Here is a 21,381-nt window from a genome sequence, read left to right as displayed (position 1 = left end):
GCCGCCATGGCGCAAAAGAAGCCTTTTATATACGGACTTACCCTTGATGAAAATAAGCAGCCACTGGAAGGTGTGCTTGTTTTTTATGAAGCAGGAGGTGTAAAAGTGCAAACCACCAGCGACCGTACCGGTTTTTATAAGCTGGAGCTTCCGTTAATGCAGGAGGTTACAGTTTGGTTTTCGCACGTTAGTTTTGATTTGCTTTTTGCAGAGGTTAAAAAGATGCACTATGGCGAATCGTTAGAATTTGATTTCGCGTTTAAGCAAAAAGTATACGTGCTGAAAGGAGTTGATATTGTAAAGGATAATGAAGAAGGCAGGCGTAGGGCAGAAGGAGCCATACAAATACCGCCCGAAGTAATTAAAGACATCCCGGGCCTTAATCCCGGCGTAGAAAACATACTTAAGCTAAGCCTTGGCGTTAATGCCAGTAACGAAATGAGTACGCAGTACTCGGTACGTGGGGGTAACTATGACGAGAACCTTGTTTATGTAAATGATGTAGAGATTTACAGGCCATTCCTTGTTCGTTCCGGTCAGCAGGAGGGGTTGAGTTTTACCAACACCAACATGGTTAAGAATGTAGACTTTTATGCCGGCGGTTTCCAGTCGCGCTTTGGTGATAAAATGTCTTCGGTACTCGATATAAAATACCGTAAACCACAGGCATTCGGTGCTGCTTTTGATGCCAGCTTCCTCGGCGGAAGTCTTACCTTGGAAAATGTTTCTAAGAATAAAAAATGGTCGGGTATCATAGGCGGGCGTTACCGTAACAACAGCCTTCTGGTAAACAGCCAGCAAACCGAAACCAACTATAAACCTATTTTTGTTGACCTGCAAACGTCAGTCACCTATCAGGCAAACAGCAGGCTTTCATTTAATTTTTTGGGAAACATTTCTCAGAATAATTACGATTATCAGCCGCTGTACAGGCAAACCAATTTTGGTACCATTTCAGATCCTATTGCTTTACAGATATTTTACCAGGGGCAGGAAAAAGACCGGTACCGGACTTATTTTGGTGCCACTACTGCCGACTATCTGGTTTCAGATAATTTCAGGTTAAAATTCATTGGCTCACTATATCATACACAGGAACAAGAGCATTTTGATATCCTGGCACAATATGCGTTAGGCGACGTAGACACTAATATAGGCAGTGAAACATTTGGAGATATACAGTTTGCCCGTGCGGTAGGCTCGCAGCTGAATCATGGGCGTAATGATCTTGATGCCCTGATAGCTAACGCCGAGGTAAAAGGCTACCACAACATTAAGAAGGGCCACATAGAGTGGGGTGCAAAATACACGCGCGAGGATTTTAGGGATAGGCTTGTGGAGTGGGAAGTTATAGACTCTGCAGGTTTTTCTATTCGTCCGCCTGTGATAGATTATGTACCAAACGACCAGCCTTACACTCCATATACAGGTCCGCTGGTTCCTTACCAAAGCGTGCGCGCTACAAATTTTGTTGTAATCAATCGTCTTTCGGGTTATGGGCAGTTTAGCCGCAGGTTTGATTTGGGCAAAGCAAGGCTCTTGTTTAACGCCGGTCTGCGTGTGCATCAGTGGCAGGTTAATGGCGCCAGCGAGCCGGGCAAAAGCCAGGTGGTAGTAAGCCCAAGGGCACAGCTTGCGCTAAGGCCGGGATGGGAAAATACCGATGTAGTGTTTCGCCTGTCGGGGGGGCGCTACAGCCAGCCTCCTTTTTACCGTGAGCTAAGAGATTCCCTGGGTATGGTGAGGCCAAACGTAAAAGCGCAAAACTCTTATCATGTTGTGCTGGGCAGTGACTACAGTTTTATGATGAAAAACCGCCCGTACAAGTTTGTAGCCGAAGCGTATTATAAGTCTATGGACAATATTAACACCTATACACTGGAAAATGTACGTATACGCTACCGGGCAGATAACAACGCTGTGGCTTATGCTTACGGGCTAGATATGAGGCTTAACGGAGAAATTGTGCCGGGTACAGAGTCATGGGTTACCTTCGGGTACATGAAAACGGAAGAGAACTATAACAACAAAGGTTATATAGCAAGGCCTACAGACCAGCGTCTTAAATTTGCGGTGCTGTTCCAGGATTATGTGCCTAATATGCCAAACCTTCGCGTGTACCTTAACATGATGTACAACACCGGCCTTCCCGGAGGTTCGCCATCGTACGCCGATGTTTATAAGTACCAGAGCAGGCTAAACGATTACAGGCGCGCCGATGTAGGTTTTTCGTATGTTTTTGCCGATGCAAAAATTCGCCCTAAGGGAGGATGGATGGCTAAAATGAAGGAGCTTTCGCTGGGACTGGAAATATTTAATATGTTTAATAACCAAAATGCAATTACAAATACCTGGGTAAGAGATGTGTATACAAAACAACAATACGGTATACCTAATTATCTTACCAGTCGTGTATTTAGTATAAAGCTGGCCGCTAAAATATAAGCGTGTTTTTTGCTATATTTGGTTATATCCTTTTTAGTTATGAAAAAAAGTATAATGATAGCGCTTTTCGGCCTGGTTGCATTGGCCGGTTGCAAAGACAACGTTCAGAAGCCTAAGGTTAGATACACTACTGCTGCAAAGAAAACAGAGGCGCCAAAGCGTATAGATTCCACACAAATAAAAGTAGCTGATTTGCCGGTGCTGATGGATGGTACACAGTACCTTATACACCCCGTAGGCGACATTAGGATATATGACGATTCCAGCAGGGAATACGGCAGTAGCCGCACAAACAGTTCTGTAAGCTATGCCATATCTAACTACAATCGTTACGAAATTACCGGATACTTTGAAAACCTTAAGTTTCAGCATGTAGATTCAACCGCATTGCGCCCACTTACAACGGAAAAGATACAAATACAAACCGTTACTTACCTTAATACTACGGCGCAACGCACCAAAAAGCAGTTACTATTATACACGCTGGTAGATAACGATACTAATCAGGATGGAAAAGTAGATGCAAACGATATTAAAGCGTTTTACATAAGCAATATAAACGGCACGGGATTTAAAAAACTTTCCGGCGATATGCAGGAATTACTGGACTGGAATGTAATAGATGCGCAAAGCAGAGTTTATTTCCGCACCTTGGAAGACATTAATAAAAATGGCGCTTTTGATAAGAATGATGCCGTACATTATCACTTTGTAAATCTTGCCTCGGCTGATTTTAAAGTTACCGATTATGAGCCCGTGCAGTAGCCGGGCTTTTTTTATTATATGTGGTTCAGTTTTTATAATGGTAAAATGTACCATAAAAGTAGAACCAGGGTGTAATCTAAAACGTTTTAAAATTAATTACGTAAGAAAATACATCGTCTAAATAGATTTTGTAGGTGTTTTGCTACATTGATTTCGGTATATTTATCAACAATAAACTAAATCGAATTAGTGTCACAATAAATACGAAACATTTGTGTTATTTATATGCAATACATATTAATTTAAAAAATTCATTAACGGATAATAGTTTTAAATTGTCAAAAATTTATTTTGTATAATAAAATTCGTAATAAATGCAGTTAGTTGGTGTCGGGTTATCAGTATAAATTATTGTTAACAACAGAATAAAAAAATGAATTTGTTTTTTTTTACCACCTAATCGTATAAATTTGCCAATCTATGTAAAGTAACTTTTAACTAATAAGAACTATTATTAAAAAATCAGAAAACTAAATTTTTAAAAAAATGGCAAACGCATCTGTTCAGAAAGTTGAAAAACAAGGAAGTTCTAAGGGGTCAAACATTTTCTCAGGCCTGGCAATTTTTGTATGTATCCTAATTGGTTACATCGTATGGCAATTTATCATGGGTAACGGTGATAACTTCGAAGGCGGAACGCCAGAAGGCCACCCTAAAGGCTTCTTAGGTACCGTTTATAAAGGTGGACCAATCGTAGCAGTACTACTTGGACTACTATTAAACGCATTTGTTTTCTCAATTGAAAGGTTTATTGTAATTACTAAAGCTGCCGGTAAAGGTAACGTTCAGGCTTTTGTGGCTAAAGTACAAGGCCAAATTAAATCAGGTAACATTACTGAAGCTATGGCTGAGTGCGACAAGCAACAAGGTACTGTAGCTAACGTAGTAAAAGCCGGTCTTCTTAAATACGAAGAAGTAAAACGTGAAGGTTTTGACAGCGAAAGGGCAGAAGCTGCTATTCAGCAGGAAATTGAAGAGGCTACTTCACTTGAAATGCCAATGCTTGAGAAAAACCTTGTAATCCTGTCTACTCTTGTATCTATCGGTACACTTATGGGTCTACTAGGTACAGTATCAGGTATGATTAAGGCGTTCTCTGCAATGGGTGCGGGTTCTACTCCGGATTCAGCTCAGCTGGCGGTAGGTATCTCTGAAGCACTTATTAACACTGCTACTGGTATCGGTACATCTACTATCTCAATCATTGCTTACAACATCTTTACTACTAAGATTGACAAACTTACTTACTCTATTGATGAGGCTGGTTTTGCCATCACTCAAACTTACAGAAGGTTTAGGGCTCGTGCCAACGCTTAATTTGTAGAGTTAAAGTAATTCATTAAACAGAAAATATTGGCTAACTTTAATGTTGCTTATGTTTTCTAAGAGTAAAAAGTAACAATGGCTAAAGTAAAAATATCAAGAAAAAGTACGAGGATCGACATGACCGCGATGTGCGACGTGGCATTCCTGCTGCTGTCATTCTTTGTAATGACGGCTACAGCGAAACAGCCCGAGCCAAAGCCTGTTGATGCTCCTGCTTCTACTGTACAAGACAAGCTGCCTGAAGATGGCGTGGCTGTAATTACAGTAGGTGACAAGCAGGTGTTCCTTACTTTGCCGCGCGAAATAAGGAAAGAAACCTTTAAGCGTGTGGCAGATGAAAAAGGTCTTCCTGTTACAGATAAGGATCTTGCTGATTTTGAGCGCATCGATGGTTTTGGTATGCCGCTTAACAAAATCCAGGGTTGGTTAAAGCTTCCTCCGGGAGAAAGGACCAAAGAAGGTGTGCAGGAAGGTATACCTTACGACAGTATAAACGACCAGCTTTCTAACTGGATTTTAAAAGCGCGTGAGGCTAACAAGGCGCGCTATGACCAAGAGCTTACAGAAGGTAAAATTGACACTGAAGAGTTCAAGAAAAAAGCTGAGCTTTCTATTGCTATTAAAGGTGATGCTAAAGAAGAGTATACCACTGTAAAGCGAATCATAGATATCCTGCAAAAACAGAAAAAGAACAAGTTCTATCTGGTGACAGGTTTACGCGGTAAAGATTTTTAATTTATATTAAATAACAATATAGAATGGCAGAATTAAATACCGGCGGAGACGGTGGTAAAGGCAAAAAGGTAAGAAGTAAGAAGAGCAACCCAGGGGTTGACCTTACTGCGATGGTGGACCTTGCGTTCCTGTTGATTACGTTCTTTATGCTTACTACCACACTGTCTAAGCCGCAATCGATGCCTCTGGCAATGCCGGATAAGAGTGAGAAACCAGACCCCACAGATGTTACCAAAATTCCTGAAGAACGTATGATGACGATTCTTATAGGAAAAGACAATAAGCTTCTATGGTACATGGGTAAGTTTGAGTCTCCTAAGATGCCTCCTACTGAAGCTAGTTTCGGTAAAAACGGTATAAGGAAAGAAATTCTTAAAAACACCGCGTTTGCTAAGCAATATGCTAAGAAACCGGATGAAGGCCTTATTGTAAACATTAAAGCGAGTGATGCAGCCAGCTATAAAAACCTGGTTGATATACTGGATGAAATGGCAATTAATAAAGTTCAGCTTTATGCCATAGGTGATATTACTCCTGCGGAAATTGATTTGTTAAAGAAAACGGGTTTGTACTAAATCCGGCCTAAAAAACAAAAAATAACAAGATATGTCAAAGCTAAATATATTTGGACAACAGTGGATTGACATGGTGTTTGAGGGCCGTAATAAAAAGTACGGTGCTTATACACTGAGGGCAGAAAACCCTAAAGTAACTACTGTAGCACTTATACTTGGTTCTATCTTTTTTGCTACTGCTGTAGCGGCTCCAATTATTTATAGTTCTATAAAGGAAGCGACAGCAAGTAATGAAGAAGAGCAAATTACTAAAGTAGAAGTTGCTGAAATACCGGAGGTGCCAGAAACTCCTAAGGAGGAATTGCCACCACCACCACCACAGGTTATGGTTAAACAAGCTCCTAAGTCGCTTGTAGAAGAGGTGCAATTTAAACCTCTTGAAGCTGCAAAGCAGGAAGAGGTGCCTAAAGATCCGCCTAACATTAAGCAGTTTGAGGAGGCTACCCCAAGTAGCAAAGATGCAGCTGCAAGCCCGGATGGTGATATTAACATCAATACTGATTCAGGTGATCTTAAAAAAGGTCAGGAAGTTGTAGAAGCAGAGGATACAGGTATTTACAACTCAGCAGGTCTTCAGGTTCAGCCTGAGTTCCCGGGTGGTATAGCTGCATTCCTTAAGTATGTTACTAACAACTTCAGGATTCCTGAGGTAGACCAGGACATGACTGCAAGGATTATTGTGCAGTTCGTTGTAGAAAAAGATGGTTCTCTTACCGGTATAAAAATTCTTAGAGATCCGGGTTATGGTCTTGGTAAAGAAGCTGAACGCGTATTAAAGTCAGTTAAGACCAAGTGGAAGCCGGGTATCCAGAACGGTAAGGAAGTAAGAGCTTCTTACAACCTTCCTATCACAATCAATGTTAAATCTTAATTTAAGATACAGCGATGGCTTCTTACAGACAGCGCTACCCTAGACAGAAATCGCCCCACAGGCGATTTCTGTTTGTTTTAGGCGCAATCTTTTTCTTGGCGTATGTGATTTTAGGCTTCATGCTCATCTTCTACAAGAGCCTGCCTATCCCGCTAAGCCAGGACAGGCGAATGATTATGGGGATTATCCTTATTGTATATGGTATTATACGCGGGGTAAGGGTAGTTCAGCAATTTAAAGACGACAACAATTAATTTTAAATGAGATTTTAATGAATGCGGTCATGTTTTTAATTTTTTGTTGCTTCAGATAAAGAAAATTAAAAAAGTATGTGCCGAAATTTATTTCCATTAACAATCACATTATTTTAAACGTTTTTCAAATGAAAAAAAAGAAGATTGTCTTACTTTTATCTTTAACATTAACTGCTGCATTTGCAATTTATTCGTGTAAAAACACTTTAGGTGAAAGTACAGAGGAAACGATGACTTCTGGTAATACTACTATACAGGTAGATTATTCTATACAGCCTGTAGTAGAAGATGCTTTGGCTGTTTTTCAGGGCTTATATCCTAAGGCGCACATAACGCAGGTAAACCGTAATGAAGCCGATATTGTACAGGCGCTTTTAAATGATTCGGCAAGAATTGCCATTCTTACTCGTGAGCTTACAACCGATGAAGCAGCTCATTTTAAAAAATTAGGTATAGAGCCACATACTGTTGCTTTTGCTAAAGATGGCCTTGCACTTGTAGCATCTAAAACTTCAAACGATACGCTTGTTAACCAGGAAGATATTTATAAAGTATTACGTGGTGAAGATGCGTCTACTATAAAACAGCTTGTTTTTGATAGTAGTAGGTCTGGCATTGCTCAGTTGTTAATGAAGCGTGCGAAAAGTGCTAATAAAACCCCAAAAAACGTTTACTCTGTAAAAAATACAGCTGAAGTTTTTAATTTTGTAAAGGCTAATCCCGGCGCTGTAGGCGTTGTGGGGGTAAACTGGATACTGCAACCACCTGTAGAAATGGAGGCTTTAGTTAAGGATGTAAAAGTACTTAGCGTAAGTAAAAAGCTTAAAGGAACGCAGACAAAAGATTATTTTAAGCCATCGCAATCAGTGCTGTCAGAAGGCAATTACCCGCTTACCCGTACGCTGTATGTTTTAAATTATGAAGGTAAAAACGGTTTAGGCACGGGTTTTGCAAATTATATAACAAGCGAGGCGGGGCAGCGATTAATATTGAAGTCGGGCTTGTTGCCGGTACAGCGTCCTCCCCGCGAAATTGAAATTGTAAACAAATAACCTTGTTTAATAAAAAAGAAGAAACTAAAATGACTAACATGAAAGACTTTAAATTCATCGGTTTGTCGTTGCTTGCTTTTGGTGTGGCAAATGCACAGGATGCTACAGATGCCAAAAAAGCTATCGATGCCGAACAATACCACAAAGCAAAAACGACGCTAAAATCGTTAATTGCTTCTACCCCTGATGAAGGTAAAAACTACTTCCTGTTGGGAGAACTTTATCTTAAGCAATCAGAGCAGGATTCTGCCGCCATTTATTTTAATAAAGGTGTAGCTGCAAAGAACAACGCGGCATATAACCAAATAGGTTTAGGTCATCTGGATCTTGACAATGATAATGCAAGTGGTGCTCAGGCTAAGTTTGATGCAGTTGAAAAAGATCTTAAAAAGAAAGATGTAGAGCAGCTTATTTACATAGGTCAGGCGTATATTTATTCAGAAAAACCAAACTATAAGAAAGCTATTGAGGTGCTTAACAAAGCGGTAGCTAAAGACCCTAAAAATGCACTTGCGTTCCTCAGTTTAGGTGAGGCATATTACAGGGACAGAGACCAGAACAATGCATACAAAAATTACCGTACCGCTTCTGATTTAGATCCTTCTATGCTTAGGGCGCAACTTCAGCTTGGTGTTATTACTAAAAACACCGGCGCAGCGTTCCCTGAGGCTGTTAAGTTCTTTGAGGGTATTGTTGCAAAAAATGCTAACTACGGACCGGTATATCGTGAACTTGCCGAAACCTACTACAAGTGGGGTCGTGCTGAAAAAGCGAAAAGAGCAGAGTACAATGCTAAAGCGCTTGATTACTACAGGAAATACATGCAGTTGACTGACTTTTCTCTTGACTCAAGGATGCGTTATGCTGACTTCCTTTTGCTTACAGGCGACTATAAAGGTCTTGAAGCAGAAGCACAGACCATGCAGAAAATGGATAAGGTAAATGCGCGTATTTACCGCTATCTTGCTTATGCTGCTTATGAAAACGGTAACTACCAGGGAAGTTTAGATGCTATCAACCAATTCTTTGCTAAAGCAGAGCCAAAAAGGGTTATAGCACGTGATTACCTTTATTCAGGTCTTGCCAAACTGGCTCTTGCCGTGGCTACAGATGATAAAGGTAAGGCTACTGTAAAAGACCAGGCATCATTTGACAGTGGTATTGCCGATCTTAAGAAAGCGGCAGAAAAAGATATTACTATTACTGCTGACTTGAGTGATATTGGTAAAAAATTGTTTGATCAAAAACTGTTCGGTTCTGCTGCCGCTGTGTACGAAGTAGCTGCATCTAACCCGGATAGCAAAAATGCACTTACAGATAATTTCTACCAGGCTTATGCTACATACTACGATTATGTAGGTAAATCGGCTGAAGCCCAAAAGCAGAGTGTTGAGCAGCTTAAAAAGGCTGATGTAGCACTGAACAAAGTAATTGAGCTTTCGCCTGCCGCGCAAGATGCTTTCTTGTACAAGGCTAGGGTAAACAGATATATACAGACTAATGAGTCTTATATCGAAATGTCTAAGGCTTACGATAAGTATATAGAAATTGTAACCGGTAAAGGTGCTGAAGAAACCACAAAGCAAAAGAAAAACCTTGTAGAAGCTTATTCTAATGCTGGTGCTTACTATGCAGTTACTGATAAGGCTAAGGCAAAAGACTATTTTACAAAAGCACTTGCTCTTGATCCTGCTGATGCTTATGTAAAAGCAGAACTTGCAAAACTTAAATAATAGTTTTTAATAACTACTAAAGCCCTGCATTGCGGGGCTTTTTTTGTTTTAACATTTGGCGTTAAATTATTGCCTATCTTTGCACGCTTAATTTATTTACATACAATGCTAAAGAAGGAATTGCAGCTGGCGGTGGAAAAAGGGGAAATGCTTCCGCTTATGGAGGAATTTTATACCATACAGGGTGAAGGTTTTCATACCGGTACTGCCGCGTATTTTGTAAGGGTAGGAGGGTGTGACGTAGGATGCCACTGGTGCGATGTTAAGGAAAGCTGGAATGCCGACCTTCACCCGCCTACGAGCGTAGAGAGTATTGTGGCCAATGCGACGGCAAATGCTAAAACTATAGTGGTTACGGGCGGAGAGCCGCTTACGTGGAACATGGATCCGCTTACGTACGCGCTTAAAGCAGCCGGCCTTAAGGTGCATATAGAAACTTCTGGTGCGTATCCGCTTAGCGGGCAGTGGGACTGGATTTGCCTGTCGCCTAAGAAAACAAAACTTCCTACAGATACCGTATATGATAATGCCCATGAGCTAAAGGTGATTATACACAACAGGCATGATTTCATTTTTGCGGAGGAACAGGCTTTAAAAGTAAATGAAAACGCCATTTTGTTTCTTCAGCCCGAATGGAGCAAGAGGGATGAAATGACCCCCCTAATAGTGGATTATGTAATGAATAACCCTAAGTGGAGGGTGTCATTACAAACACACAAATACCTAAATATTCCGTAAAAAAAAGTTACCTTAGCAAAGGTTTATAAACACCAACATTATGAAAAAAATATTATTTGTAGTAGCATTTGTATGTGCTGCTAACTTTGTTTCTGCTCAGGATGCAAAAGCAGATGTAAAAAAACTAATCCAGCTTACCGGAGCCAGCGCCCAGATGGACATGGCTAAAAAGCAGGTAAGTGGTATGATTCCTGCAGATAAAAAAGAAGCGTTCCTTAAAGATTTTGATGCGCTTATGAAGCCATTCCAAGACAAGCAGGAACAATTTTACCTAAAAGAATTTACAGCTGACGAAATCAAGCAGATTATTAAATTCTATGAGTCTCCGCTAGGCAAGAAATTTACAGACAAGAATGTGAAACTTGCAGAGCAGAATATGGCAGATACTCAGGAGATGATGGGTAAAATGCAAGAGCTTATGATGAAGTATATGCAATAATTATTGTATAATATATATGGAGACGACCGCAATTGCGGTCGTTTTTTTATTTAATCCATTAGGCTAAGCCGGGCGAGGTAATCGTAATGGTCACCTTCAGCCACTAATTCACAATTCAGCCCGTTAGCATGTGCAGCGTTTTGTAGGGTGTTATAGTCTACATAAAGCCAGTTAAAAGGTATTTCGGTTTCTCCCTTGTAATGCAGTGTAAATACAACTTCACCATAATAATCTCCCGCAGGAATCCACTTACCGCCGTCTTCGTCTTCGTCAAACATATAAATAATATCTGAGGAATCTAATAATATCTGACCTCCCGGGTTAAGCAGCGACTTTAGTTTTTGAAAATATGTACTGATGTTAATTAGCTTGCCTGTAATGCCTATGCCATTCATAAGCATTATTATAGTATCAAACTTTTCACTGTTAAATTCCAGTACATTGCAGCAAAGGGCATTTTTTATGCCCCTTAGTGTACAGGCTTCTATAGCGCCTTCGGAAATATCTATTGCCGTAACTTCCAGCTTTCTTTCGTTTTGAAGGTAAAGGCTGTGGCTTCCGGCACCGCAGCCCACATCCAGTACTTTTCCTTTGGCTAGTTGCATCGCTTTTTTTTCCAGGGCCGGCATTTCTTTGTAGGATCTAAACAAATACGCTACGCTCATTTCGTCTTCTTCTGTAATAGAAGTTTCAGTAATTAAATCTTCCGGGCTGTTTCCTGTTTGGTAATCCAGTATTGCTTTGCCAAATAAGTCTTTCATAGCATTAGTATGTATGGTACAAAGTTACTTAATACGTTTGTTTTACGCCAGTTTTATGTGTAGTTGGTAAAGGGTTTGATTCTTATGGGTTTACGTTTTTTGGCGCATTAGGGTGTATGTGAGTCTTTCGGATTGTAAATGTTGTAATAAATGTTTGGAAATCATTAAAATAGTTGTACCTTTGCGCACCTTTTTCAGTATAATGGGTTGAGGAAAGGAATGAAAAATTTTATTTAAATGTAAAACGCTTCTGCTGATTTGCTTATACATAAATAACCCACAAAATAGCAGGATACAAATTTTTAAGGATCAGACATGTCTGAACAAACAAAAACAAAAGAAGAGTTCCTACAAGAGTTTAACTGGCATAACTTCGAAGAAGGTATTGATGCTGTAGATGAACAAAACCTAAGGGAATTCGAAAACCTTGTTGAGAAAACATTCATCTCAACTGACAGTGACGAAGTTGTTGAAGGTACTGTAGTAAGAATCACTGACAGGGATGCTATTGTTGACATCAACGCAAAATCGGAAGGTGTTATTTCTCTTAACGAATTCCGTTACAACCCAGGTCTTAAAGTAGGCGATAAAGTAGAAGTACTTATCGACGTACGCGAAGACAAATCAGGCCAGCTTGTACTTTCTCACAAGAAAGCACGTACTATCAAGGCTTGGGACAGGGTTATCAATGCTAATGAAACAGGTGAAATCGTTAACGGTTTCGTTAAGTGCAGAACTAAAGGTGGTATGATCGTAGACGTATTCGGCATCGAAGCATTCCTACCAGGTTCTCAGATAGACGTAAAACCTATCAGGGATTACGATCAGTATGTTAACAAAACTATGGAATTCAAAGTTGTTAAAATCAACCACGAATTCAAAAACGTTGTGGTATCTCACAAAGCGCTTATCGAAGCTGATATCGAAGTTCAGAAGAAAGAGATCATCGGTCAGCTTGAAAAAGGCCAGGTACTTGAAGGTGTTGTTAAAAACATTACTTCTTACGGTGTATTCATCGACCTTGGTGGCGTTGACGGTCTTATCCACATCACTGACCTTTCTTGGAGCCGTATTAACCACCCAAGCGAAGTTCTTGAACTTGACCAGAAACTTAACGTGGTTATTCTTGACTTTGATGACGAGAAAACACGTATCCAGCTTGGTCTTAAACAACTTCACGCTCACCCATGGGATGCGCTTGACGCAAACCTTGCAGTAGGTGATAAAGTTAAAGGTAAAGTAGTTGTTATTGCAGACTACGGTGCGTTTATCGAAGTTGCTGAAGGTGTAGAAGGTCTTATCCACGTAAGCGAAATGTCTTGGTCTACGCACCTGCGTTCTGCTCAGGACTTCGTAAAAGTAGGTGATGAAGTAGAAGCTGTAATCCTTACTCTAGACCGTGAAGACCGTAAAATGTCTCTAGGTATAAAGCAACTTACACAAGATCCTTGGACTGATATTACAACTAAATACCCTGTAGGTTCTCGCCACACCGGTATCGTTCGTAACTTTACTAACTTCGGTATCTTTGTAGAACTAGAAGAAGGTATTGATGGTCTTATCTATATCTCAGACCTATCTTGGACTAAGAAAATCAAACACCCAAGTGAATTTGTAAACGTAGGTGATAAACTAGATGTAGTTGTTCTTGAACTAGATGTTGATGGACGTAAACTATCTCTTGGTCACAAACAAACTCAGGCTAACCCTTGGGATAAATACGAAGATTCATTTGCAGTAGGTACTGTACACAACGGTACAATTGCTGAAATCGTAGACAAAGGCGCTACTGTAGAGTTTGGTGATGATATCGTAGCATTCATCCCTGCACGTCACCTTGAAAAAGAAGACGGTAAAAAACTTAAGAAAGGCGAAACTGCTGACTTTAAAGTAATCGAATTCAACAAAGAATTCAAGCGTGTAGTTGCATCTCACACGGCTACTTTTAAAGACGAGGAAGAAAGAAACGTAAGGAACTCTCAGGAGAACAACAATAACGTAGCTTCTTCTAGCAACAACGTAGAAAAAACCACTCTTGGTGATATCGACGCGCTATCTCAGCTTAAAGAAAGAATGGAAAGAGGAGAAAACTAGTCTTTGATTCCCTTTTAATACAGAAACCTTCGCAGCAATGCGGAGGTTTTTTTATTTTCACGTAAAATATTGTATTTTAAAGGTTTGTGGTTGTTTTCTGTTTGCTTGTTCGTTAATAATTTCCAAAAATTAAAATTCTGTAAAACCATAATGTTCTTTGTTGCGTAAATGACGCTATAAACATTAAACAAAAAACATTATGAAAACTTCAAGAATTTTTGCAACAGCTTTGGTAGCACTTTCTTTTTTTATGAGCAGCATTACTTTTGCCCAAAAAACAGTAATGGTAGGTGGCGCGCCCATGTACCCATCTAAAAACATTATTGAAAACGCTGTAAACTCTAAAGACCATACCACACTTGTTGCTGCTGTTAAAGCTGCCGGCCTGGTAGAAACCCTAAGCGGAAAAGGTCCGTTTACAGTATTTGCGCCTACTAACGCTGCATTTAACAAATTGCCAAAAGGAACTGTAGAAACGCTTTTAAAGCCAGAAAATAAAGAAATGCTGCAAACCGTACTTACCTACCACGTGGTAGCCGGTAAATGGAGTGCAGAAGAAATTATGGCTGCGATTAAAAAAGGTGGAGGCAGCTACGAAGCTACTACTGTACAAGGTGGAAAACTTTGGTTTAAAATGAAAGGAAAAGACCTTTGGGTTATTGATGAGAAAGGTAATAAAGCTAAAGTAACTATAGCCGATGTAAACCAAAGTAATGGTGTAATCCACGTTATAGACACTGTACTTATGCCAAAATAGTTTATAGTTATTATTGGTGTATTTTGTTCCCTGTTGGCTCTGAGCCGGCAGGGAATTTTTATTTTAAACTTGTCTTAATCATTAATTTATATAGGAATACATTTGTTAACAAACCCGTAAAATGGGTGTCACTTTAAAATAAGATGTGTCAGTTAGTTTTGCGCCAAATTATTACCAATGCGAAACAAACTACTATTACTCATTTCATTTATAGGGTTAGCATCTTGTACAGAAGACAGGGATATTCCTGTTATAAGTGCGCCTACAAATCCTGACTATCAGGTGGTGCATTATTGGAACTTTAATGATACAAGCGCACTTGATACCCCAACCCAAACTGCCGGAGGTGCAGCGTTTACGTATGCAGGTGCATATTTTGACGATGTAGATCCGGGAACTGACCTGAATGCCCGTAATAACGATGTTGCTGGCACGGGCTTACGTCTAAGGAATCCGTCAGGCGATTTCGTAGTTAGCCTTCCTACCACAGGCTTTAAAGATGTAGTGTTTACGTTTGCTACCATGCGCACGTCTAACGGTCCGCAAAACCAGTCGGTCTCTTATACGGTTGATGGTACAAACTTTATAAATACAGGCCTTTCCAATAGTGAGATAGGTGTTTCAGAGCAGTTTGTATTACAACAATTTGATTTTTCTGCCATAGATGGCGCTGATAATAACGCTAATTTTAAAATAAAAATTTCGTTTAGCACTAATGCCGACCTGGCTACAGGTAATACCCGTTTTGATAACATTACGCTAGACGGTATACCTACCACAGCGGGGGGAGGCAATACCGGAGGCGGTACGTCTAAGTTTGAGCTGTTTCACTACTGGAATTTTAACGATGCTACGTCTACGACTACATTAATAGCTCCTAATACAGGTAGCGGCAGCCTTGCTTATAGCGGTGCTTACTATGACAGCACTACCGAGTCTACCGACATAAATGCACGTAACGGAGATGTTGCGGGTACTACATTAAGGCTTCGCAATCCATCGGGTGATTTTATAATGAACCTTCCTACTACCGGGCATAAAAACATTAAGGTTACTTATGCTACCATGCGCACCGGTAGCGGTTCTGCTACTCAAACCGTATCGTATACTACAAACGGAACCGATTATGTAACTACAGGCATTACGTCGGTGTACAACATAGATGTAGCTTTTTCACTGATCGCGTTAGATTTTTCTGCTGTTCCTGCGGCTAACAACAATCCTAATTTTAAGGTTAAGGTTTCGTTTGATGCTCCCAGTAGCACGGCCACCAGCGGTAATAACCGTATAGATAACCTAACTGTAGAGGGTGATACTTTATAAAATTACACATGAAAAAAATAATACTATATAGCGCTGTATTGTTAGGTGCATTGCAGTTGCAGGCGCAGAAACCGCAAAAAATAAAACCCGTTAAAAAATTTGATACCAAAGTTGCAGAGCCTAGCGACATAGCGCTTAATGCCGCAAAAGATGGGTTTTGGATTGTAGGCGATGGCGGAGTTCTGTATGAGGTAAACCTTGACGGAACCATACGCAGGCAGGCCGATTACCAGGGTCTGGACTGTGAGGGTGTCTATGCCGAAGGTAAGTTTGTGTATGTTGCGGAAGAACTTTCGCGAAAGATTAAGGTGTTTGATTCCGCTACACTTAAAGTGGTGCGTACAGTAACTGTACCATACAATGGTGCGCGTAATAAAGGATATGAGGGCATAGCGTTTAACAAAACAAACGACCGATTTGTGGTGGTGGTTGAAAAATCTCCCATAAATATTTTTGAGCTTGACAAGGATTTTAAAATTGTAAACGAGATAAACTTAGGAAACATAGCTAAAGATGTTTCGGCAATTACGTATTACAACAACAGTATTTGGCTGTTGAGCGATGAAAGCATGATGGTTTTCAGGCTTAATCCCGCCGATTACATTGTAACTGGCAGTTGGAAATTACCAATACTAAATCCGGAGGGATTAACATTTGATGCAGAAGGTAACATGATTGTGCTTTCAGATGATATGCAAACCATTTACTCATTTACTAATCCCGAAAAACAGCAGTAATCCATGAAAAGAATAGTATACTCCGCTATAACCATACTGCTGTTAGGTACTGCAGCACAAGCCCAGCTTATTATTACAAACGGGGAGCACGTTATGGAGATTTCCGGTAGTGCCTCTACATACTACAATCAGCGTATATTAAAAGAAGGGGAGTACGATCACAGCAAAGACCGTTTTAAACTTCGTGATGCCCAGATTAACATAGAGGGCCGTATTAAAAATATATGGGAATACAAGCTACAGGCAGACTTTGCCGATATGAGCGCTAACACTGCCGGTGGCGAAATAGATCCTGAAAATCCAGGGCTGATGGACGCCAACGTAACCTACAAAGGTTTAGGTTTTTTAGATATTAAGGCAGGATATGGCAAAGTACCGTATTCGCTTAGTTCTATGGTGCCGTTTACGTTTTCTCCGTACTGGCAAAGAGCAGAACTTACAAGAGGTTCGCTTTTCAGCCGGAGGGATGCCGGGGTAACCTTACATTCTGCATTATGGAGGCAGCGTATTAATCTTTATGCAGGTATATATTCGGGGCTTGGGGAAATGGCACTTATTGGCGATAACGACCCAAGTGGTAACCCGGAGTTCATTGGCCGTGCCGAATTTAGCTATCCTGCGCGTTACCGCTACAGGCTTATAGACGACAGGCACACACCCGTACCTATGTTTATGATAGGGCTTAACGGGCGTTACATGAATAAACGCCTGCCCGATGGAGAGGTTTTTCCTGATAATACCCAAAGTGAATATGGAATGAAGGTGGTAGATGGTAAAAAATATGTATATGGATTTGATGCATCGTTTATGTACCAGGGATTTTCGGCACAGTTTGAAATGCACCAGATAAAAGGGCAGCCTGTTAAGGCAAGTGATCCTTTATACCAGGGATTGAGCCCAGCGCAAACACGAGGCTATTTTTTGGCAGGAGGCTACATTGCAGAAGTTAATTATCATATAGCAGCTATTAATACTATAGTTTCAGCCCGATACGAAGAGCTTGATCTTAGCGATTTGGTGAAAGGGAACTCACAACGTTTTTCTCCTGCAATAGCATACCAGGTAAAAGGTTTTGACGCAATGGTTAAATTTCAGTACTTTAACATTTTAAAGGAGGAAACTATAGATCCTCTTAAATGGAAAGAACAGTACCGCCTTGGTATACAGTTTAATTTTAACTAAGTAAAAACACTAATACTACCATAATGAAAAAACTTTTACTTTCGGCTGCGGCATTATTTGCAATTCAGTTTGCAGCCACAGCACAAATCAGCACACTACCCTACACACAGGATTTTACCGAGGCTTTTAGCGCCACAGGTAACAACGTGCAAATATATCCTAATTATACAGCTAACGAGGCGCAGACAAGCACCCGTATATTTTGGGATCAAACCGATTATAACAGTGCTCCCGCAGCACTTAGCGTAATACCTACAAGCGGATTTGAAGGTCAGCTTATCCTTGATTTTAACCTTGCAAATTACAGCAATGTTAACCTGGCGTTCATGGCTAAATCTATGGCAAATTCAACCGGTACAAGGCCATCTACTCTTACACTTGCGGTTTCTACAGATGGTGGTACTACATGGATAGGTGATCAACTTGTTGCTACATTACCAAACGAAAACCAAACTGCCTTTACCGCATACACATATACGCTGCCCGCAGCCGTAAATAACCAGTCTGCGGTTAAGGTAAGATTTTTTGTAAGCACAGGAACAGGCGGTAGCGGTACACGTGCCAAGGTGGTTATAGATGACCTTGTGTTTTCGGTATCCCAGGTAGTACAGCCAACACTTTCGGCTAATGCCACATCGCTTACGTTTACGCAAACAGTAGGTACTCCAACCCAGCCACAGGTAGTTGCAGTAACAGGTTCTAACCTTACAGCAGATGCTACAGCTACTGTAGCTGCTCCTTTCGAAGTTTCGCTAAATCCTACTTCGGGGTTTGCTACTTCGGTAACCGTTCCACAAACATCAGGTGCCATAAACGGTACTACATTATACGTGCGCTCAAACGGCAGTACAGCGGGTACGTATACAGGAACGCTAAACATAGCCAGCAGTGGAATCACCGCCAACGTAGCCCTAAATACAACTCTAGTAGTTTCTACAGCTACAAACCCTGAGCCGTTTAACCTTGCTTCAGGTAACTATACATTTAATGCCTGGCCGGCAGAATCTGCGGCGGGTACGTATCCTGCTAACATGAAGTTTTGGGCGCACGCCTCTACAGACCCAACTATAGATGTTGCGTTTAACGAAGATTACTCTTGCCTGTACAGCCTTACTACACGTTCACGTTTTTCAGGCCAGGGCGATGCCGGTATTTCTATGGTTAACACCGGTAGTGCTCAGTATACTGGAGTTTGCGACGGTAGCGATCCTACACAGGCAACAGGAGATACAGTACTTAACGGTCGTGCAGGCGCAGTGGTATTAGCGCTTAATGCTACAGCAAGGCAAAATATTACCGTAGCATGGAAAGGTGCTACCATTGCACAGAACAACAGGGTATATGCGCTTAGAATGCAGTACAGGATAGGAGCCGGTGCACCGAACGCTAACTGGATGGATATAGCCGATGGTACAAATAATTACACACAATACCAAAGTGCTGAAACCGGTAATACGTCTTCTTTTACTACCACACTTCCTGCTAATGCTAACAACCAGCCGGTGGTACAGGTACGCTGGGTATACAGCTATGTAGAGACTGGCGTAACCGGTAGCCGTGCTGAAGTAGCCCTTGACGATGTAACGGTAACCAGCGATGAGTACCTTGGTTTAGATGAGGTAAGTAATAACGGATTTGTTATGTACCCTAACCCTGCTAATAGTGTCGTAAACTTTACCAAACCGGTAAAAGTAACTCTATACGATTATACAGGTAAAACAATATTCAATTCAGATAAAGAAATAACGACGCTAAACGTTTCTGGCTATGCAACTGGCATTTACCTTGTAAAAACGGCAACTGGCGCAGTAAAAAAACTAATAATTAAGTAGTGTTAGTTTCGTGTTTTTAATTTTTCCGTCCGGAAAAATGATCCCGCCTAATCTTGGCGGGATTTTTTTTGCGTCATGTATCAATGTATCGATGTATCAATGTATCAATGTATCAATGTATCAATGTATCAATGTATCAATGTATCAATTGGTATATTAAACCACCATTACATTAGTACATTAAGCCCGTTGCATTAAATATTTTTACTGTTTCCATTGCTTCCTTTACGTCATGCACACGTAGTATTTTAGCACCCTTGACTAAAGATATGGTATTAAGTACCGTTGTTCCGTTAAGTGCTTCCTGTGGCGTAGTGCCAAGCAATTTATATATCATCGATTTCCTTGATATACCACTTAGCAAAGGCAAACCGGTAATTGTAGTGAAGAGCTCCAGCTTTTTCATTACCTCATAATTTTGTTCCAGCGTTTTGGCAAAGCCAAAACCAGGGTCTATAATAATATCATCAATGCCATGCTTACGCGCTACATCTATTCGTTCAGCAAAGTACTTTAGCATTTCGCCCACAATATCCTCATAGTGGGTAAGAGTGGTCATGGTTTGCGGTGTGCCACGCATGTGCATCATTATATAAGGTACTTTGTACTTGCCCACTGTAGCAATCATATCATCATCTAGCAGGCCGGCAGCAATGTCATTAATAACAGAAGCTCCGCTTTCTATGCACGCAGCAGCAACTTTTGCCCTAAAAGTATCTACAGAAATAATCGCTTCAGGGAAATGCTTTAGTATCAATTCCACTACAGGAACGGCACGTTGTAGTTCCTCATCTTCGGTTACAAACTCGGCATTTGGCTTGCTGGAATACGCGCCTACATCTATAAATGTGGCGCCTTGGCTAAGCATGATTTCTGCCTGGTTTAAAAGCTGGCTTTCGTCCTTGTATTTACCGCCATCAAAAAACGAGTCTGGTGTTACGTTTAATATCCCCATTACTTTTGGGGTGCTCAGGTCTATGAGTTTTCCTTTACAGTTTATATGCATACGGGCTAGTTTAATGCACCTCTTGGGCGTTGGGGCGTTTTTTAGTACATTTGAACAATTTTCAAAGCAAAGATACTACTAAATGAGCAATACCTCCCTGCAATATGATAAGGTGATAGCTGTATGCCGGCAGCTGTATGCCAATAAAATGAAAGACTACGGCCCGGCCTGGCGCATCCTTCGCCTGCCATCGCTTACAGACCAGATTTTTATAAAGGCTCAGCGCATACGCAGCCTTCAGGAAAACGAAGTGCGTATGGTAGATGAAGACGAAACCGGCGAGTTTATTGCTATTATAAACTACTCGGTTATGGCGCTTATACAACTGGACAAGGGTGTGGCTAACCAACCCGACCTAACCGTAGAGGAGGCTACAAGGTTGTATGATGAAAAAGTAACTCTTACTAAAAACCTTATGCTGGCCAAAAATCACGACTATGGTGAGGCGTGGAGGGATATGCGCGTAAGTTCGCTTACCGATCTTATTTTGCAAAAATTACTTCGGGTAAAACAAATTGAGGATAATAAAGGGAAAACCCTTGTAAGTGAAGGCATAGATGCTAATTATCAGGATATGCTTAACTATGCCGTATTTGCACTAATCCATCTTGGCTTTGCCCAATGAACTGACTTGGGCTTTTTTGATTGAAGCGAAAAATAGGGATTTTTGTTTCAGATTTTAGCTTTTTTGCACTGCATAGCAGCGCTACGGAGTAAGAAAACAGGTGAAATCTGGGGCGAAAAGACCATTTTGCA

Annotated in this window: 20 protein-coding genes; 18 read left to right on the top strand and 2 right to left on the bottom strand. The window is 40.8% G+C overall.

Annotation, left to right across the window (positions count from 1 at the left end):
* Positions 1–6 precede the first annotated feature (6 nt).
* The 11 genes from ACLI08_RS10560 to ACLI08_RS10510 all read left to right on the top strand — a co-directional run bounded on the left by ACLI08_RS10560 (position 7) and on the right by ACLI08_RS10510 (position 10,933).
* On the top strand, positions 7–2,445 hold the full coding sequence (locus tag ACLI08_RS10560) for a TonB-dependent receptor plug domain-containing protein (protein WP_411428744.1): 2,439 nt from the start codon (positions 7–9) through the stop codon (positions 2,443–2,445).
* A gap of 39 nt (positions 2,446–2,484) precedes the next feature.
* Positions 2,485–3,210 (top strand): hypothetical protein, encoded by a 726-nt coding sequence (locus tag ACLI08_RS10555; RefSeq protein WP_411428456.1) that lies wholly within the window; start codon positions 2,485–2,487, stop codon positions 3,208–3,210.
* 486 nt (positions 3,211–3,696) lie between these two features.
* A complete protein-coding gene (locus ACLI08_RS10550; RefSeq protein ID WP_411428455.1) occupies positions 3,697–4,527 on the top strand; it encodes a MotA/TolQ/ExbB proton channel family protein in 831 nt (276 codons plus the stop codon).
* 84 nt (positions 4,528–4,611) lie between these two features.
* Entirely contained in the window at positions 4,612–5,271 is a 660-nt protein-coding gene (locus ACLI08_RS10545) for an ExbD/TolR family protein (RefSeq protein ID WP_411428454.1), read from the top strand.
* Positions 5,272–5,294: 23 nt separating this feature from the next.
* A complete protein-coding gene (locus tag ACLI08_RS10540) occupies positions 5,295–5,846 on the top strand; it encodes an ExbD/TolR family protein (protein WP_411428453.1) in 552 nt (183 codons plus the stop codon).
* 31 nt (positions 5,847–5,877) lie between these two features.
* Complete coding sequence (locus tag ACLI08_RS10535) at positions 5,878–6,717, top strand: energy transducer TonB (RefSeq protein WP_411428452.1); 840 nt, start codon at positions 5,878–5,880, stop codon at positions 6,715–6,717.
* A gap of 119 nt (positions 6,718–6,836) precedes the next feature.
* Entirely contained in the window at positions 6,837–6,971 is a 135-nt protein-coding gene (locus tag ACLI08_RS10530; protein WP_411428451.1) for a hypothetical protein, read from the top strand.
* A 128-nt stretch (positions 6,972–7,099) separates the two neighbouring features.
* Complete coding sequence (locus ACLI08_RS10525; RefSeq protein WP_411428450.1) at positions 7,100–8,023, top strand: PstS family phosphate ABC transporter substrate-binding protein; 924 nt, start codon at positions 7,100–7,102, stop codon at positions 8,021–8,023.
* Positions 8,024–8,025: 2 nt separating this feature from the next.
* Complete coding sequence (locus ACLI08_RS10520; protein ID WP_411428449.1) at positions 8,026–9,756, top strand: tetratricopeptide repeat protein; 1,731 nt, start codon at positions 8,026–8,028, stop codon at positions 9,754–9,756.
* 105 nt (positions 9,757–9,861) lie between these two features.
* Positions 9,862–10,494 (top strand): 7-carboxy-7-deazaguanine synthase QueE, encoded by a 633-nt coding sequence (locus ACLI08_RS10515; RefSeq protein WP_411428448.1) that lies wholly within the window; start codon positions 9,862–9,864, stop codon positions 10,492–10,494.
* A gap of 40 nt (positions 10,495–10,534) precedes the next feature.
* Complete coding sequence (locus tag ACLI08_RS10510) at positions 10,535–10,933, top strand: DUF2059 domain-containing protein (RefSeq protein WP_411428447.1); 399 nt, start codon at positions 10,535–10,537, stop codon at positions 10,931–10,933.
* A gap of 50 nt (positions 10,934–10,983) precedes the next feature.
* Here the strand turns inward: ACLI08_RS10510 and ACLI08_RS10505 are convergent, their stop codons facing one another.
* The gene (locus ACLI08_RS10505) at positions 10,984–11,694 is read right to left on the bottom strand and encodes a class I SAM-dependent methyltransferase (RefSeq protein ID WP_411428446.1); all 711 of its coding nucleotides are present in this window, start codon (positions 11,692–11,694) and stop codon (positions 10,984–10,986) included.
* A gap of 315 nt (positions 11,695–12,009) precedes the next feature.
* Here ACLI08_RS10505 and rpsA point away from each other — a divergent pair, with 315 nt between their 5' ends.
* From rpsA to ACLI08_RS10475, 6 genes are all read left to right on the top strand, one after another.
* The gene (gene rpsA / locus ACLI08_RS10500; RefSeq protein WP_411428445.1) at positions 12,010–13,788 is read left to right on the top strand and encodes a 30S ribosomal protein S1; all 1,779 of its coding nucleotides are present in this window, start codon (positions 12,010–12,012) and stop codon (positions 13,786–13,788) included.
* Between the two features lie 199 nt (positions 13,789–13,987).
* Positions 13,988–14,545, top strand: a complete 558-nt coding sequence (locus ACLI08_RS10495) for a fasciclin domain-containing protein (RefSeq protein ID WP_411428444.1) — start codon at positions 13,988–13,990, stop codon at positions 14,543–14,545.
* A 177-nt stretch (positions 14,546–14,722) separates the two neighbouring features.
* Positions 14,723–15,868, top strand: coding sequence for a hypothetical protein (locus ACLI08_RS10490; RefSeq protein ID WP_411428443.1), 1,146 nt, complete (start codon positions 14,723–14,725; stop codon positions 15,866–15,868).
* Positions 15,869–15,876: 8 nt separating this feature from the next.
* Positions 15,877–16,605: an SdiA-regulated domain-containing protein gene (locus ACLI08_RS10485; RefSeq protein ID WP_411428442.1), complete on the top strand. Its 729-nt coding sequence runs from the start codon at positions 15,877–15,879 to the stop codon at positions 16,603–16,605.
* Positions 16,606–16,608: 3 nt separating this feature from the next.
* A complete protein-coding gene (locus tag ACLI08_RS10480; RefSeq protein ID WP_411428441.1) occupies positions 16,609–17,787 on the top strand; it encodes a porin in 1,179 nt (392 codons plus the stop codon).
* Positions 17,788–17,810: 23 nt separating this feature from the next.
* Positions 17,811–19,619, top strand: coding sequence for a T9SS type A sorting domain-containing protein (locus tag ACLI08_RS10475; protein WP_411428440.1), 1,809 nt, complete (start codon positions 17,811–17,813; stop codon positions 19,617–19,619).
* A 172-nt stretch (positions 19,620–19,791) separates the two neighbouring features.
* Here the strand turns inward: ACLI08_RS10475 and folP are convergent, their stop codons facing one another.
* A complete protein-coding gene (gene folP, locus ACLI08_RS10470; protein ID WP_411428439.1) occupies positions 19,792–20,625 on the bottom strand; it encodes a dihydropteroate synthase in 834 nt (277 codons plus the stop codon).
* Between the two features lie 82 nt (positions 20,626–20,707).
* Between folP and ACLI08_RS10465 the strand changes: the two genes are divergently transcribed.
* The gene (locus ACLI08_RS10465; protein WP_411428438.1) at positions 20,708–21,250 is read left to right on the top strand and encodes a DUF1599 domain-containing protein; all 543 of its coding nucleotides are present in this window, start codon (positions 20,708–20,710) and stop codon (positions 21,248–21,250) included.
* The last annotated feature ends 131 nt before the right edge of the window (positions 21,251–21,381 follow it).

It is taken from the genome of Flavobacterium sp. RNTU_13, from assembly GCF_046614455.1.
In the GTDB taxonomy this organism is placed as follows: Bacteria; Bacteroidota; Bacteroidia; order Flavobacteriales; family Flavobacteriaceae; genus Flavobacterium.
Note: the sequence above shows the minus strand (reverse complement) of the source record. Positions and strands in the feature narration are given on the sequence as shown.